Origin of the sequence: Pantoea sp. B550 (assembly GCF_024158165.1) — a bacterium.
Classification (GTDB): domain Bacteria; phylum Pseudomonadota; class Gammaproteobacteria; order Enterobacterales; family Enterobacteriaceae; genus Pantoea; species Pantoea alfalfae.
In genome coordinates this window covers 1,316,342-1,332,568 of record NZ_JAMYXI010000003.1, presented here as the reverse complement: position 1 = coordinate 1,332,568, position 16,227 = coordinate 1,316,342, and the positions used below count along the sequence as shown (strand labels likewise).

The following is a 16,227-nucleotide window of genomic DNA, read 5'->3' as shown; positions in this document are numbered from 1 at the left end:
GTTGTTCAAAAACGCTCCCGGCGTTTTTTTCCGGGCGGCGGGCCGCTTTCCTCCTCTGACCGTGTTCCCTGCCTGTTGAGCTAATCCATCGCTGCCAGTTGCACCCTGATTCGAGTTTGTCAGCAGTCTGAGACCCGCAAGCGAGCCGGTTTCCATTGCCTTACATGACGCCCATCAGGCGCGGCAACCAGAGTGAAATAGCGGGAATATAAGTAATCAGCATCAGCACCAGGAACAGCATGCCGTAGAACGGCAGCATCGCCCCGACGACCTGCTCAATCTTCTGCTTACTCACCGCGCTGGCCACAAACAGCACGGTGCCGACCGGCGGCGTAATCAGTCCGATGCCCAGATTAGTCAGCATGATCATGCCAAAGTGAACCGGATCGACCCCCAGCGCGGTGGCTACCGGCAGCAGCACCGGCGTCAGGATCAGAATCAGCGGCGCCATATCCATCAGCGTGCCTACGACCAGCAGCAGGATGTTGATGCACATCAGGATCACATATTTGTTATCGGAGAGGCTGGTGAACGCCTCAGTAATAATGGTCGGCAGCTGCATAAAGGTCATCACTGCGCCAAACCCGGCTGCGAAAGCGATCAGTACCATCACGATGGTGACGGTTTTAATGGTGCGGAACAGCAGGATATGCAGCTGGCTCCATTTAAAGTCGCGATAGATGAACATGGTGACAAAGAAGGCCCAGATACAGGCAATCGCAGCGGATTCCGAGGCGGTAAAGATGCCGGAGAGGATCCCCCCCATGATGATCACGACGGTAAACAGACCCCAGAACGCGTCGAAGAAAATCTTCAGCGCCTGACGAAACGGAATACGCTCGCCTTTGGGATAACCGCGTTTATGGGCAAAGCCCAGACACATCACCATCAGGCATCCGCCGAGCAGCAGGCCAGGGAAGATCCCGGCAACAAACAGCGAGGAGATGGTGACCATGCCGCCGGTCGCCAGCGAGTAGATGACTGAGTTGTGGCTGGGGGGCGTCAGCACCGCCTGTACCGAACCGCTGGCGGTCACCGCCGCGGCGAAGTCACGCGGATAGCCTTTCTCCTCCATCTGCGGGATCATTACCGAACCAATGGAGGCGGTATCCGCCACCGACGAACCGGAGATAGCGCCAAAGAACGTTGAAGCGACGATATTAACCAGCGACAGCCCGCCGCGAATAAAGCCGACAAAGATATAGGCGAAGTTGACCAGCCGGCGGGCGATGCCGCCCTCGGCCATAATCGCGCCCGCGAGGATAAAGAACGGAATGGTCAGCAGGGAAAATTTGTTAATCCCGTTGGTCACCTGAATCACCACCGCCTCCAGCGGCAGGTCGATCCACCAGGCCCCGATAAAGGCGCTCAGTCCCACCGCAAAGGCGACCGGAAAGCCCACCATCAGCAACACCAGCAAACTGCCTATCAAGATCAATGCATCCATTTTTCTGCTCCGCGTTAGTGGGTGCCGCCCAGCGTGACAATCGGCCGCTGGCTCTGATCGCCGCTCAGCAGGCGCTCAACAACAAACAGCAGGGTGAAGATCGCGCCAATCGGGATTGGCAGATACATCTCGCCGTAGGTCACCGCTGGAAGTGACGCGAGGGTCTGAACCCACATCGCTTCGCACAGGCTGTAACTGGCCTGGAAGATCACCAGGCAGGTGATAATCATCAGCAGATCGCTGACGCGCAGCATGAGGCGCTGCCGGGCAGGCGACAGGCGGTCAGTGACCATCGATACACAGATATGGGTTCCGGCGCGCAGACCCACCGGCGCGCCGATAAAGGTAAAAATAATCATGCAGATAATGGCAACCGGCTCCGGCCAGGAGAGCGCGCCGTTCATCACGTAACGGGCGAAGATCCCAATCGGGATGACCGTTACCATGATCAACAGTGCCACGGCGGCCACCAGCATGCAGAGCAGATAAAGCCCATCCATCAGACGCGTATAAGCAGACATAATTGATACCTGATTAAGCACGCCACACGGCAGTGTGGCGCGGGAAGGGTTATTTCACCTCAGCAATCCGGGTCATCAGATCCTGATATTTGCCGCCAAACTGATCGCGTACTGGCTGAGTCGCTTTGACGAAATAGTCACGGTCAGTCTGCTGGAAGGTGACGCCGCCCGCCTTCATTTTGGCGATCGACTCTTCGGTATAGGTCGCCCAGAGCTGACGCTCCTCATCCTGTGCTTCTTTGCCGAGCTTTTTCAGCAGTGCCTGATCTTCGGGTTTCAGGCGATCCCAGGCGCGTTTTGAAAACAGGATCATCTCTGGCTGGATAAAGTGGCCGCTGAGGGTGTAATACTTCGCAACCGGCATGTAGTTATGAGCGACAAAGGTCGGTGGGTTGTTCTCGGTGCCATCGACCACGCCAGTCTGCATCGCACTGAACACTTCACTGACGCCCATCGCCACCGGATTCGCGCCCATCGCTTTCAGCGTCGCCAGCGAGATGGCGCTATTCTGCACCCGGATCTTCATGCCCTTAAGATCCTCCGGCTTCGCCAGCGGCTTCTTAGTGATCATGTTGCGCTCACCGGCATCGGTCCAGCCCAGGAACACCATGCGGGCGTTGGGATCGTTGTCGAACTTGTCGGCGATCTCGCGGCCTATCTCGCCATCCAGCACTTTGTGCATGTGATCAACGTCGCGGAAAACGTAGGGCAGGGTCAGCACGCTGGTTTCCGGGGCAATCGAGGTGACCGGCGCCAGCGAGACGCGGATCATATCGATGGCACCCAGCTGCACCTGTTGCAGCGTCTGATCTTCATCGCCCAGTACGCCACCGGCGTAGAGCTTCATCTCCAGCCGTCCATCGGTGGCCTGTTTCAGTTTGTCGCCCATGTGTTGCAGGGCGACCACGGTGGGATAACCGGCAGGCTGTACTTCAGCCACTTTAATCACCTGTGCCGTGGCGGTGGCGCTCGCTATCATCGCCGCCAGGGCACTGGCTACGCATGTTTTCATCATTATCATTATATTGTCTCCCGCAGAGGTAAGACGGCCTGCAGTCTGGGCTAACTGCAGAGGGCCGTGAGGAGCCAGCATAGTGAAAACGCGTCTGAGTAAAATGTAGCAATGCTGATTGAATGAATTCCGTCACATTTTGAAACGTTGTTTTAATAAATTTTCATGCAGCTTCACATTTTCGAAACATCCTCACAAGCCGTGCCTGAACCCGCTCAACAACAGGTCAATAGCGCAGATCAGCTTTGTAAATACTAATGAGAACTACTATCAATTCGCCACCATTTTGCTATTATTTGCGCTTGTTTCGCATCCCTGAATCAGAAGTTGGAGAAGCAGCGTGGTAGCCAGTGATTTGATGCAAACGGACCTCTCCGTTTGGGGCATGTATCAACATGCCGATATCGTGGTAAAGGTGGTCATGATTGGCCTGTTATTGGCCTCAGTGGTGACCTGGGCGATCTTCTTCGGCAAATATGCCGAACTTAGCGCGGCTAAGCGTCGCCTTAAGCGTGAGCAACTGGCACTGGGCGAAGCCCGCAATCTGAATGACGCCGCCCGCATTGCCCAGTCGTTTACCGGGCACAGCCACAGTGTGGTGCTGCTGAACGATGCGCAAAATGAACTTGAATTGTCGGCGGGTGTGGAAGATACCAACGGCATTAAAGATCGCACCAGTTTCCGTCTTGAGCGCCGTGTCGCCGCCTTCAGCCGCCATGCAGGACGGGGCAATGGCTTCCTGGCGACTATCGGGTCTGTCGCACCCTTTATCGGCCTGTTTGGCACCGTCTGGGGCATCATGAACAGCTTTATCGGCATCGCGAAAACCCAGACCACTAACCTTGCGGTGGTGGCACCGGGTATTGCCGAAGCGCTGCTGGCGACTGCGATTGGCCTGGTCGCTGCGATCCCGGCCGTCGTCATCTATAACGTTTTTGCCCGCATGATCGCCAACTACAAAGCCTCGCTGGGGGATGTCGCTGCTCAGGTGATGCTGCTGCAGAGTCGTGATATCGACCTGGGCACCGTTGCCAAAGAAGTTCCGCGTCCTGCGACCGCCCAGAAACTGCGCTTAGGGTAAGTTGTTATGGCCATGCGATTAAACGACGATCTGGAAACCGATGGTGAAATGCATGAGATCAACGTGACGCCGTTTATCGACGTCATGCTGGTGCTGTTGATCATCTTTATGGTGGCCGCGCCACTGGCCACGGTTGATGTGCGCGTTAATCTGCCCGCGTCCACCAGCGCGCCGCAACCGCGGCCGGAAAAGCCGGTCTATCTGTCGATTAAAGCGGATAAGCAGCTTTACGTGGGTAACGATCAGGTCACGCCGGATTCGCTGGTTAACGTGCTGACCAGCCAGACGCAGGGCAACAAAGAGACCACCATTTTCTTCCAGGCAGACAAGTCGGTAGATTATGAAACGCTGATGAGCGTGATGGATAAGCTGCGCACGGCGGGCTACCTGAAAATTGGTCTGATGGGCATGGAAACTGTGAAGAAATAGCGGGTTATCCGGCACAATGAAAAGGCGACTGTTAAGGTCGCCTTTTTTTATGGCGGCGCTTCAGCCAGATAAAATCAGGCAGATCTGCGGCCAGGCAGATCATTTATGCTGCCTGATTTGAATTGTTAATTGGTTGTTACTCATGTACACAGAATTGTAAAGTGCAATGGTGAGCCAGGTCACATTAATCTCGCCTTAGTCAGGCTAAAACGGCTAAAAAACAACAGGAAGCCGTCATGAGTCACACCACGTCTTTACAAAAGCCGCCGAAAAGTGCGGCCCGAACCATCTTTAACGTCACCAGTGGTAACTTTCTGGAGATGTACGATTTTATGGTGTTTGGCTATTACGCCACCGCCATTGCCAAAACTTTCTTTCCCGGTGATGACCCGTTTGCTTCCCTGATGCTCACCCTGATGACCTTTGGTGCCGGTTTCCTGATGCGCCCGCTGGGGGCGATCATTCTGGGTGCCTACATCGACCATCACGGTCGTCGTAAAGGCTTGTTGCTGACGCTGGGCCTGATGGCGATGGGTACCCTGACCATTGCGCTGGTGCCAGGCTACGCCACGCTGGGCGCGGCGGCACCGATTCTGATCCTGCTGGGACGCCTGTTGCAGGGCTTCTCGGCAGGCGTCGAGCTGGGTGGCGTGTCGGTCTATCTGGCGGAAGTCGCGCCGAAAGGTCGTAAAGGCTTTTTCGTCAGCTGGCAGTCGGGCAGTCAGCAGATTGCGGTTATTTTTGCCGCGCTGCTGGGCCTGATGCTGAATCATCTGCTGGCGAAAGAGGCGGTGACGGAGTGGGGCTGGCGTATCCCGTTTGTGGTCGGCTGTCTGATTGTGCCATTCCTGTTCTACATCCGCCGGATGCTGGAGGAGACCGAAGCGTTCAGCAAACGTAAACATCACCCGAGCATGACGGAAATCATGCGCTCAGTTGCCAGTAACTGGGCGCTGGTGCTGGCGGGTATGCTGATGGTGGTCACCACCACGGTAATGTTCTACATGATCACTGCCTTTACCCCGACCTTTGGTAAAACCGTGCTGATGATGAGCGACAAACAGGCGTTTCTGGTCACCCTCTGCGTCGGTGTTTCAAACCTCTTCTGGCTACCGCTGATGGGCGCGCTGTCGGATCGCGTCGGTCGTCGCCCGCTGCTGATCATCTTTACCCTGCTGATGATTGTGACTACCTGGCCGGTACTGCATTGGCTGGTGGGATCGCCCAGCTTCGCTCATCTGCTGGAAGCGGAACTGTGGCTGTCGTTTCTTTATGCCAGCTACAACGGTGCGATGGTGGTCTATCTGGCGGAGATTATGCCTGCTGAGGTGCGCGCCGCCGGTTTCTCCATGGCCTATAGCCTGGCGACGGCGCTGTTTGGCGGTTTCACGCCTGCCATCTCCAGCTATCTGATCCATGCAACCGGTGACAAAGCGATGCCGGGCGTCTGGCTGACCTTTGCCGCAGTCTGTGGGTTGATCGGCACGTTGCTGATTGGCCGGATGGTGAAGCAGTATCAGACCCGTCACAGCGCTACGCCGGTCAGTGCTTCACTCTAAAACGACAAATCGACCACCACGCTGTCGCTGTAGTTACCGGCAGGGGGCGTGTTCTGCGTGGTCAGGATGCGCGCGGTGTAGTTAAAGCCGCGCGTCAGTCCATCCGTGGATACCGCCGTCGAGGTGGTACTGCTCCAGCGTTCCGTGCCTGCCGATCCCCAGCGATTGCTGGTGGTACTTTTATAAATTTCATAGCTCAGCCGATTCGCGCCGCTTGCCATATTCCTGACGCTACCCGCCGCATAGCTGCCATTGCTCAGCCCGACGGTATAGGTACTGCCTTTGCTGCACAATACGTTGATGGTCTGCGAGACGGCGGAGAAGCTGCCGACCAGCGGCGCGCTGCCAAAGCTGATATTGGGCGAGGTGATCGTCGTACAGTCATTGGTCAGGATAGCGGTGATGTTAATCGGAATTACGCCGCTACCGGTCTGCTCACTTAAGCAGAGATTGCCCACCCCGACGCTGGTGCAGATGCGATAGGTCACCGCCATGTTCAGCGTCACCTGATAGGTTCCGGCGGCGACCACCTGTCCGGGAACGGTGCGCAGATAGACCGGGATGGCGAAGTTAAGGCTGCCCAGCAAGCCCGCCAGGTTGATCAGGGTCTGCGAACCATAGACAAACGGCGTGCCGCCAATCGTCAGTTCAGTAGTGCAGGCCGTGTCGGTGCAGAGCCGCACCGGCACATTATCACTGCCGGTATCACCGCTGCGTTTCAGCGTACCGCGCGTGCCGTTGCTATTGGTTGCGCCGGTCAGCTGAAAGGTTATCTGGTTATTGCCTAGCAGCGACAGCGACGAGCCGGAGCCACAGTTGACGTTGGCGTTGGTGGTGACCGAACTGACGGTGGTATTCGCTACAAAGGTGGTGACCGAACCAAAGCTCGCTGTGGAGGCGGGCAGGGTACAGGCTGCGTAACCCAGCGATGGCAGTAACAGCAGCAGACCAGCCAGTAACAGAGATCTCATCATAGTGGGTTTCCGGACGTAAAAGGTTCAGCAGGCGCGGCGGCGCTACCTGCAACTGGAGCCGGCAGCGCGCAGGTCAGGGGGCCATAGGTTTTCAGCGCCTGCGGCTGACCGCTGGCGATATGCAGTTCGGTTTCGCAGCGGCGACCATCGGGCGTCACCACTTCGATCGGGTTGCTGGCGGTAAGATCTTCCATCCAGACGATACCATCCCAGCCGACATATCCGGTGGGATGGTCAGGCCGCTGTACAAGGCTTGAGACCGGCAGCGGCTGGCCCTGCGCATCAACCAGGATTACGCTGGCGGCGCGCAGTTTCTCCACCGGGAAGTTGAGGAGGTAGCCGCTCTGGCGTTTCACCGCAAAGCGCTGCTCAACCCGCGGCGTGGTCATATCTGCCGGCAGGTCGAGGGTGTCGATATCATATTTGGCCGGGTAATAGCTGCTGATGGCGGGCACCAGCAGATAGCCCTGTTGATTGGTGCGTCCCATCGACTGATTTTCATAGCGCACGTTCACGTCGGGATAGCTTGTTTTCACCAGCACAAAGGCGTCGTTGATGGCGTTAGCGGCAAAGACGCTGTTATCCATTAACACCAGCGCACCCGAGAGATCGGCCCATTGCGTGAGGTTGTCATCATCGCCATAGAAGCCCGCTGAGGTATCAATCTGGTTGTTGCGATAGCGCAGACTGCCCTGACGATAATCGCCGCTGTCTCCGCTCTGATTCGCCCACGAGGCATCCCAGGCGAACCCGCCGTCGCTGGGCATGGCGCTGGAGGCATAAACGCGCTGACTGTCGCGGCCACGCTGATCGCGTTCGGTGCTGAGGGCAACGCTGCCCTGTTCGCCAAACGGGATCACCAGCGAGATGGCACCGGTCCAGCTCTTCTCTTCCTGATCGCGGCTGGCCGAGACATACAGACTGCTGTTACCCCAAAGATTTTTACTCCACGAAAGGTTCCATAGCCGGGTGCGATCGCCCTGACCGTCGGTGATGTCGATGAAGGCGGCACCAACGCTGCCAAAGCGATTCAGCGAGACGCTGGCGCTGTACTGCGCACTGCGGCGTGAGAGTGCGTAGCGGCTATCCGCCTGACTACCGGCACGGCTGCCGACCAGCGCCAGATTGCCGAAGTCGCTGCTGCGCTGGGTCTGCTGCGTGCCGATGTTGAACCAGCGGTTGTTGTACTGATATCCCCAGCTATATTGCCTGCCGCTCTCCCCATCGAGCTGACTTTGCGCCACCGCGCCGTTGACCACGCCCCAACTGCCGACGCGCAGCTGACCACCCAGCCCACCCATTGCCAGCGTTTCGCTGCCTTCGGCGTGGCTCTCCAGCGTCAGCCAGTCGGTCATACCGTAACGATAAGAGCCACTGGCCGCGGCCTCACCATAATCGAAATTCTTTATGCCGTAGTTTTCGCGGATTGCCCCGGCAGAGAAGGCGTAGTCCGACAGCCCCGATTTCAGCAGGTTACTGGAGACGTAAAACGGCATGGTGGTGGTGACGCGGCGACCAACCGCATCGGTGGTGGTGATCACGGCATCACCCGCGCCGTTAACAAACGGCACATTGGTCATCGACCAGGGGCCAGGCTGCACGTTTGCCTGGCTGGAACGATAGCCGTTGATAAAGAGATCGACGGTGGAAGGCACGGCGGCCTGACCGGAAAAGGCGGGCAGCGGATAGGTTACCAGATCGGGACGGACGCTGAAGTCGCGGCCGACGCGGATGCCGCCGAGCCGCACACTGCTGCTCCAGGCCAGCGAATCGGTGATCAGATCCCCGACCCGCCAGCTTACCGCCGTGTTCTCATCTTCATTGCTCCACCAGGTGTCGTAGCGGATATAGCCATCATCCTGATTAGTCGTACTGCCTTCCAGCTGCTGTTGCCAGACGCCGTTAGTGGAGAAATGACCGGCATCACCAAACAGCCGCAGTTCGTTCCAGGCGGACAGGCGGGAGCCACTGTTATCCGTGCGGCTGGCGTAAAGATCATAATTAATCAGCGCGCCGCTGCTGGTACGGCCCGGATAGCGGGGCCCGTTCTTCGCCTCGCCAATGACCTGACCGGGCAGCCACTCAGGCGGTACGGTCAGCAGCAGACGCTGTCGCGCAGCGTCATACTCCACTTTGATGGGTTGCAGCCTGCTGACATCGACCTGCGGCTGCTGGCCCAGCTTATCCGCTGGCAGGCCGGCACGCTGCAGATCGCCGCTGCGAATCCAGAAATGACCGTCGCGCTGCTCTACCGGCACAATATTGCCGTTCTCCTGCTGATTAATCACCAGCTCCAGCATATAACGCTGACCGCTGCCGCTGGTCTGCAGGCTGGGTGGCGGGGGCAGGGATGAGTAAGTCTCCGCCAGCACAGGATCCGGCGTAAGGGCGTAAATCACGCTGGCCACGGCCAGCCCGCAGGGATGCAGAGAAAACGGTCTCATTCAGCGCTTACTTATTGGCGGCGCTGCGCCACGGGCTCTTGTTAACCTCTGCGGTGAGCTCGCCGCTTACCGGCGAGGAGAGCGGCCAGCGGTGATAGCTGTCAGCCAGCACATACCCGTATAATCCTTCGCCCAGTTTGCGACCGCCAATCGCCACATTGCTCAACCGGGCGTGACCGCTGCCGCTGTTGGTTAACTGGAGCCAGCGCCTGCCGCCCTCGCTAATCTGTTGCCAGCGCAGAGCCGGGCGAGCGCTGTCTGTGTTCAGCCCGGTGCCATAAACAAACAGCGGCACCGAATAGCGCATCTGGAAGGTCAGCCCGGCCTGATTCTCGCCGGGATTACGCGGGGTCGGGATCTCATCCAGCACCACCCGATAGGCCAGCTCTTTACCGGCCGCAGGCGGCGTCTGTTTAATCAGCCTGACCAGCTGTTTCTGGCCCGGTTCCATCCGCACCATCGGCGGGCTGGCGACCACCTGCTGCTGAGTCTGATACTGCTCCTGGCCATTGTTCTGCTGCCAGCTGAAGACGCGGATCTGCATCATGGTGGTGCTGTTACCGCGATTCTCCAGCCAGAGTTCGCTGGCTTTCTCTTCAGGATTAATGGCGGGATCGATGGGCCAGATCATGACCGAATTCGCGGCGAAGGCCGGTGAGAGCAGGGTGGAACTTAGCAGCAGCAACAGAGCGCGCAGTGGCTTCATGATCATATCCTTGTTTTCTATCACCTCACCAGCTCAGGGTGACGGTCAGCGTGTCGGTATAAACGCCGGCGCGCGCAGTGCCGGGCAGTTGTAGCTGACCGTAGATCGGCAGCGTAATGTTATTGGCATTGCTATAACTCAACGGCACCGCCTGATTGACCGGGATCACCGTGGTGCGGCTGGCGTTGCTAAAGAGCGTGTAGGGAACGGTATTGCTGAAATTGGGCAGCTTCAGGTTACGGGTCGTGGTGAAATTGTTGCCCTGATTAATGCTCATGCTCAGCGTGGTGCCTGGCGTACAGGCGAGATTAATCGAGGTGCTCTGCAGATAGCTGGCGTTGACGGTATTCGCCGCCACGCCAGACTGCGTACCGAAATTAAGCGTGCCAAAGACGCCGGTATTGGTACCGGATATCACGCAGCCTGCCACAATCGACGCGGTAACCTGAAAGGTGCTGGTAGGCAGACTCCAGGCGCTGATACTCCCTGTCAGCAGGAGCAGACCGCATGCGATCGTCAGGCAGGATCGCCAGAGAACCACCCGTATTTACCTGCGACAGCAGTTAATAGTTCACGGCAACGTTAATCGTGTCGGTATAGGTTCCGGCAGGGATCAGGGGGTTAAAACCGCCGCCGACCACCCGGCCATAGATGGCGTAGTTGGTCCCCAGCGTCGGATCGGTGGTACCGCTGGCGGCGATAGGCGTATTGTTGGCGATCGCCGTGGTAAAGGAGGCGTCACTGTAAAGGGTATAGGCGATGCCCTGCGCATTATTCGATCCCAGTATCAGATAACGCGGCGACGTTGAGGCGGTGCCATAGATAGTGGCTGGCGCAGCATTGCTGCTGGTGACCACCACGTTGTAGTCCTGACCGGTGGTGCAGCGCACAAAAATACCGTTACCGGCTGCACCGACCAGGGTGGCGTTCAGGGTATCAAAGGTGGCAGCACTGCTACCAAAGTTCAGGGTACCGAAGTTAACGCCCGCCGTGGCTGACTGACCATTTACCAGGCAACCGGTAGTTAGCGTTAACGTGGCATTGATGGTTCCCGAGGTCGTCGCCGCCTGGGTTAATGATGGAACAGCAACTGTTAATCCTGCAGCGGCAAACAGAAAAAGCTTGAGTTTCATAATATTTCCTTACGGATTATCGAGAGTCAGTGCTTTTTCACCCGGTGTTTATTAACGATTCAACCCAAAGTAAGGAAATAAAAACAATAAGGCGGGCAGCGCCGCAGTCTTAAGAAAAATCTTAGACTTAAGGATTATGATTTATATCAGTTTTACTTACTATAGATCAGTTAAAGCGTTAGGCGAAGCGCTGCCGTTTAATTTTCGTTAATCAAATGGCCTCTCTGGCCGATAACCCAGTTACAGCAAGGCATAAAAGCGAGGCGGCAAAACAAACATCTTTGTTTTTTCGGCCTCTGGCCTGCTTTCAGCTTCGGTGATATGTTCCTGTACCAATCAGACATAATAACGATTTACCCGCAGACTCAGCAGGCGGGAAATAAGATGCAGGTCATTAATGGCCTGCGTTCGTGGGCCTTTTTTGCCCGGTCTTCAGGGTCAGGAAATACCGGAGTTTATTAACTTTCACCCGTTGGGTGTTTTTAAGATTACTTTTCTGACTTTATACAGCACCTGTTTTTCTGCGGGTGGTGAGGAGTTGCACATGTTGCTTGTCACCTGGAATGGCGTTCTGATCTGCGTTTCGCTGATCGTGGCGTTTATTGCCTCTTTTACAGCGCTGGATACCGCCGGACGGGTGGCGGTCTCCCATGGCTGGAGCGCGCGGTTCTGGCTGCTGGTGGGCGGCACGACAATGGGGATTGGCATCTGGGCAATGCATTTTATCGGGATGCTGGCGATGATGATGCCGATGACGATGCGCTATGACACGCGGCTGACGATCCTCTCGCTGCTGGTGGCGATCCTGGCGTCAATATGTGCTTTCAGCCAGACGGTGAGCGGTTTACATCTCACCCGTCAGCGGCTGCTGCGCGGTACGCTGATCCTGGGCGTGGGTGTGGTAGTGATGCACTATCTCGGTATGTATGCTCTGCTGATTAATCCCCAACCTGAGTGGAACAGGCTGCTGGTGACGCTCTCTGTGCTGATTGCGTTGGCGGCCTCAGGCGTGGCGCTGTGGCTGGCGTTTCATCTGCGGCAGGGTGACCATCATCTGCTGCTGATGCGAGGGCTGGCCTCACTGGTGATGGCGATCGCGATTGCGGGCATGCACTATGTGGGGATGGCGGCGGCGGTGTTCCGCCACGGCAGCATAATGCAGCCGTATGGCGTCAGTAATCCGGGACTGGCGGTATGGGTCACGCTGATTACGTTAATTATTCTGGGGATCACTCTGCTGAGTTCGATGCTGGACGCTCAGATGCGTGCCGCGCGGCTGGCAACCCGGCTCAATCGCGCTAACCAGGAGCTGCGTCAGCTGGCGATGCATGACAACCTGACCGCGCTGCCCAACCGGGTGATGCTGGAGCAGCAGCTTGATCTCGCCATCAAACAGGCGCTGCTGAATGAAGATCGCTTTGCCGTGATCTATATGGATCTGGATGGCTTCAAAGCGGTCAATGACACCTGGGGGCATCATGTCGGTGACCGGTTACTGGTGGCGGTGGCGGAACGGCTGCGCAGTCAGCTCAGTAACACTATGCTGCTGGTGCGGCTGGGCGGGGATGAGTTTGTGCTGATGGCGGAGTGTGACATCAACCCGGCCCGGCAGCTGGCGCAAAAACTGGTTAAAGTGATCGGTACGCCGTTTGAACTTGACCGCTATGTACTGCACGTTTCACTTAGTGCAGGTATTGCAATCTTTCCACTGCATGGTCGCAACCGGCAGGAGCTGCTGTTTAATGCCGACGCGGCGATGTACCACACCAAACACAGTGGACGAAACGGCTGGTGCCTGTTTGAACCTGCTATGAGCGCGGCAACGCAGCATCAGCTGGAGCTGGCCAACGATTTATGGGAAGCGATCGATCGCCAGCAGATGCGGCTGTTCTATCAGCCCAAATTCCGTTCCGGCGGCACACGCCTGATGGGGTTTGAGGCGCTGCTGCGCTGGCAGCATCCGCAGCGCGGTCTGCTGACGCCTGAGCTGTTTCTGCCACGCGCTGAAAAAACCGGCCAGATTGTAGCGCTGGGAAACTGGGTCATCGGGGAAGCATGCCGTCAGTTAAGGATCTGGCACAGCCAGGGCCACGGCGAGTGGACGGTCTCGGTGAACCTCTCGGCATTGCAGTTCCATCAGCGTGATCTGCTCAGCACGCTGAACGAGACGCTGGCGCGTTACCAGCTTTCAGGCAGTGCGCTGATGCTGGAGATTACCGAAGCGATTGCCATGCGCGACCCCGCTTTCAGCCAGCAGCGGATTCGTGAGTTGCAACAGGCGGGCGTCAGCGTCGCCATTGATAACTTTGGCATTGGCTATGCCAACCTGTTACATCTTAAAGACCTGGATGCCAGTGAACTCAAGATTGATCGCAGCTTTATCAACTGTCTGCGACCTGGCAGTGAAGATGCGACCGTAGTCAGCGCCATGCTGACACTGGCGCAGAGTCTCAACCTGCGCATGGTGGCGGAAGGGGTTGAGACGGAAGAGCAGCAGCATCTGCTCACCAGCCTGGGCTTTGATGCATTGCAGGGGTATCTGCTGGGTAAACCCACACCTCCGGATCGGGTTGAGGCGTTCAGTATTCCTGCACTGCGACAGCCAGTGGTGTCGGTATCTGGCTGAGGCTGACGATAGATTTCATCACTCACAATGAGTGGAAAGGATGCAGGGTGCGCGGCTCATTAACTACCGGTCTATGCCGATAACTAATACACATTTTAAAAAACCTCTGCCCTACCACCAGCACGGCTTTCGCGGGAATGCACAATGTTAGCGACCTCATACGACACTTTTATCGTCATCGTCTCCGTTCTTGTGGCGATGCTGGCTTCGTTTACCGCTTTAGATATGGCGGGACGGGTCGTACATTCTACCGGCAAAGTGGCGCTGGTCTGGCTGTTCGGCGGTGGTTTCTCCATGGGCATTGGCATCTGGGCAATGCACTTTATTGGCATGCTGTCGATGAACATGGAGATGGTCATGAGCTACAACGCCGGACTCACCGCTTTCTCCGCCGCCATCGCCGTCTGCGCGTCGATATTTGCACTGTGGCTGGTCTGCAATGGGGATATGCCTTTGCCGCGTCTGGCGGGCGGCGCGCTGATCCTCGGCAGTGGTGTCGCGGCGATGCACTACACCGGCATGGCGGCGCTGATGTTCTCGCCCGGTATCGTCTGGCAATGGGGCTGGGTGGCGCTGTCGGTGGCGATTGCTCTGGCCGCTTCGGGCGCGGCGCTGTGGCTGGCGTTTAACCTGCGTGAGGGGCAGACCAGCCGGGTCACGCTACTGCGTATTGGCGCCTCTGTGGTCATGGGCTGTGCGATTGCAGGCATGCACTATACCGGCATGATGGCGGCAGAGTTTCCCGTCCACAGCCATCCGGTCGGGCAGGGCGTTAACAGCAACTGGCTGGCGATTCTGGTCACGGTAGTCACCATCTCCATCCTGGGCATTACCCTGCTGGTCTCAATGCTGGATGCGCGGATGCAGGCGCGTACCTCGATTCTCGCCAGTTCGCTGGCTGATGCGAATCGCGAGCTGGCTCAGCTGGCGCTGCACGACAACCTGACCCGGTTGCCGAACCGCATCCTGCTGGAAGATCGACTGGAGCAGGCGATCAATAAAGCGAACCGTGAGCAGGCGCAGTTTGCCCTGATGTTTATGGATCTCGATGGGTTTAAGGCAGTTAACGACGCCTTCGGACATCACATCGGCGACAGTCTGCTGGTCGGGGTGACCGAGCGGATGAGTCAGCAGATGACCGGCTACTACACGCTGGCACGGCTCGGCGGGGATGAGTTTGTGCTGCTGGTGGAGATCGACGATCCCAACGATGCCGCGGCCATTGCTGATAAGCTGGTTAAAGCAACAGGGCGTCCGTTTAATATCTCACGCTACGAACTGGTGGTCTCACTGAGTCTTGGTATCGCCGTCTATCCCGGCGATGGCGTGGATGAGCGGGAACTGATGTTCAACGCCGATGCAGCGATGTACCACACTAAAAATAATGGCCGTAACGGCTACACCTTCTTCCAGCCTTCTATGAACATCCAGGCGCAGAGCCAGCTTCAGCTGAATAACGATCTCTGGCATGCGCTGGATAACGACGAACTGCGCCTGTTCTATCAGCCAAAATATTGTGCGCCGCGCGGCCCGATCCTCGGTTTTGAGGCGTTACTGCGCTGGGAACATCCGAAGCGCGGCCTGCTGTCGCCCGATAAATTCCTGCCGATGGCGGAAAAGACCGGCATGATTGTCAACATCGGCAACTGGGTGATCCATGAAGCCTGTCGTCAGCTGCGCCAGTGGCATCTGCAGGGCCATCCGGACTGGTCGGTAGCGGTGAACCTGTCGGCACTGCAGTTTGAGCAATCGAATCTGGTGGAGACGGTGGTGGATGCGCTGACAAAACATCAGATTCCGGCCGAACTGCTGACGCTGGAAGTGACCGAGACCACTGCGATGCGCGATCCCGATGAGAGCGTGCGTATTCTCACCGAGCTGACCCAGCTCGGCGTGAAAGCTTCAATTGATGACTTTGGCACCGGCTACTCCAGCCTGCTCTATCTGAAACGCCTGCCGGCCAGTGAGCTTAAGATTGACCGGGCCTTTGTTAATGAGCTGCAGCATCAGAAAGAAGATGCCACCATCGTGTCGGCGATTGTGGCGCTGGCGCAGTCGCTGCAGCTGAAAGTGGTGGCGGAAGGTGTTGAAACCGCTGAGCAGCAGGCCTTTCTGACCAGCCTGGGCTGCAATACGCTACAGGGCTATTTGCTGGGCAAGCCGGTTCCCCCTGAGCGAGTGCCGAATCTGGCTAACTTTGTGGTGGCGGAAACGGAAGAGGCGATGGCAAACGTGAGCCCGATTGCTGAAGCCGATCAGCCACTGACGCCGCAGGTGGCGGTAATCTGAAGCACC

The 16,227-nt window shown here is 57.3% G+C and carries 13 protein-coding genes; 5 read left to right on the top strand and 8 right to left on the bottom strand.

Annotated elements, in window-relative coordinates:
- Window positions 1-160: 160 nt before the first annotated feature.
- From NIM72_RS09250 to NIM72_RS09240, 3 genes are read right to left on the bottom strand one after another with little or no spacing between them, the layout of a single operon-like run.
- Window positions 161-1,447: a TRAP transporter large permease gene (locus NIM72_RS09250; RefSeq protein ID WP_161735008.1), complete on the bottom strand. Its 1,287-nt coding sequence runs from the start codon at window positions 1,445-1,447 to the stop codon at window positions 161-163.
- Window positions 1,448-1,461: 14 nt separating this feature from the next.
- Window positions 1,462-1,968: a TRAP transporter small permease gene (locus NIM72_RS09245; protein ID WP_161735011.1), complete on the bottom strand. Its 507-nt coding sequence runs from the start codon at window positions 1,966-1,968 to the stop codon at window positions 1,462-1,464.
- A gap of 49 nt (window positions 1,969-2,017) precedes the next feature.
- Window positions 2,018-2,989, bottom strand: coding sequence for a TRAP transporter substrate-binding protein (locus tag NIM72_RS09240; RefSeq protein ID WP_253420064.1), 972 nt, complete (start codon window positions 2,987-2,989; stop codon window positions 2,018-2,020).
- Window positions 2,990-3,338: 349 nt separating this feature from the next.
- Between NIM72_RS09240 and exbB the strand changes: the two genes are divergently transcribed.
- The 3 genes from exbB to NIM72_RS09225 all read left to right on the top strand — a co-directional run bounded on the left by exbB (window position 3,339) and on the right by NIM72_RS09225 (window position 6,049).
- Window positions 3,339-4,061 (top strand): tol-pal system-associated acyl-CoA thioesterase, encoded by a 723-nt coding sequence (gene exbB / locus NIM72_RS09235; protein WP_222924979.1) that lies wholly within the window; start codon window positions 3,339-3,341, stop codon window positions 4,059-4,061.
- Between the two features lie 6 nt (window positions 4,062-4,067).
- On the top strand, window positions 4,068-4,490 hold the full coding sequence (exbD, locus tag NIM72_RS09230) for a TonB system transport protein ExbD (protein WP_013359036.1): 423 nt from the start codon (window positions 4,068-4,070) through the stop codon (window positions 4,488-4,490).
- A gap of 236 nt (window positions 4,491-4,726) precedes the next feature.
- The gene (locus NIM72_RS09225) at window positions 4,727-6,049 is read left to right on the top strand and encodes an MFS transporter (RefSeq protein WP_253420061.1); all 1,323 of its coding nucleotides are present in this window, start codon (window positions 4,727-4,729) and stop codon (window positions 6,047-6,049) included.
- On the opposite strand, the gene NIM72_RS09220 is transcribed toward NIM72_RS09225, so the two are convergent.
- The 5 genes from NIM72_RS09220 to NIM72_RS09200 are packed head-to-tail and all read right to left on the bottom strand — an operon-like array spanning window position 6,046 to window position 11,306.
- A complete protein-coding gene (locus tag NIM72_RS09220; protein WP_253420058.1) occupies window positions 6,046-7,023 on the bottom strand; it encodes a spore coat U domain-containing protein in 978 nt (325 codons plus the stop codon). The genes NIM72_RS09225 and NIM72_RS09220 overlap by 4 nt on opposite strands.
- Window positions 7,020-9,467: a fimbria/pilus outer membrane usher protein gene (locus tag NIM72_RS09215; protein WP_253420055.1), complete on the bottom strand. Its 2,448-nt coding sequence runs from the start codon at window positions 9,465-9,467 to the stop codon at window positions 7,020-7,022. Before NIM72_RS09215 ends, NIM72_RS09220 begins: the two co-directional genes overlap by 4 nt.
- Before the next feature lie 7 nt (window positions 9,468-9,474).
- Window positions 9,475-10,173 (bottom strand): molecular chaperone, encoded by a 699-nt coding sequence (locus NIM72_RS09210; protein ID WP_253420052.1) that lies wholly within the window; start codon window positions 10,171-10,173, stop codon window positions 9,475-9,477.
- A gap of 25 nt (window positions 10,174-10,198) precedes the next feature.
- On the bottom strand, window positions 10,199-10,714 hold the full coding sequence (locus tag NIM72_RS09205) for a spore coat U domain-containing protein (RefSeq protein ID WP_161735038.1): 516 nt from the start codon (window positions 10,712-10,714) through the stop codon (window positions 10,199-10,201).
- A 22-nt stretch (window positions 10,715-10,736) separates the two neighbouring features.
- Complete coding sequence (locus NIM72_RS09200; protein ID WP_161735041.1) at window positions 10,737-11,306, bottom strand: spore coat protein U domain-containing protein; 570 nt, start codon at window positions 11,304-11,306, stop codon at window positions 10,737-10,739.
- Window positions 11,307-11,850: 544 nt separating this feature from the next.
- On the opposite strand from NIM72_RS09200, the gene NIM72_RS09195 reads away from it, so the two are divergent.
- Both NIM72_RS09195 and NIM72_RS09190 read left to right on the top strand, forming a co-directional pair.
- Window positions 11,851-13,932: a bifunctional diguanylate cyclase/phosphodiesterase gene (locus NIM72_RS09195; RefSeq protein ID WP_222924983.1), complete on the top strand. Its 2,082-nt coding sequence runs from the start codon at window positions 11,851-11,853 to the stop codon at window positions 13,930-13,932.
- Between the two features lie 144 nt (window positions 13,933-14,076).
- Window positions 14,077-16,221 carry a bifunctional diguanylate cyclase/phosphodiesterase gene (locus NIM72_RS09190; RefSeq protein WP_161732725.1) on the top strand — a complete coding sequence of 715 codons (2,145 nt, stop codon included), beginning with the start codon at window positions 14,077-14,079 and terminating at the stop codon, window positions 16,219-16,221.
- Window positions 16,222-16,227 lie beyond the last annotated feature (6 nt).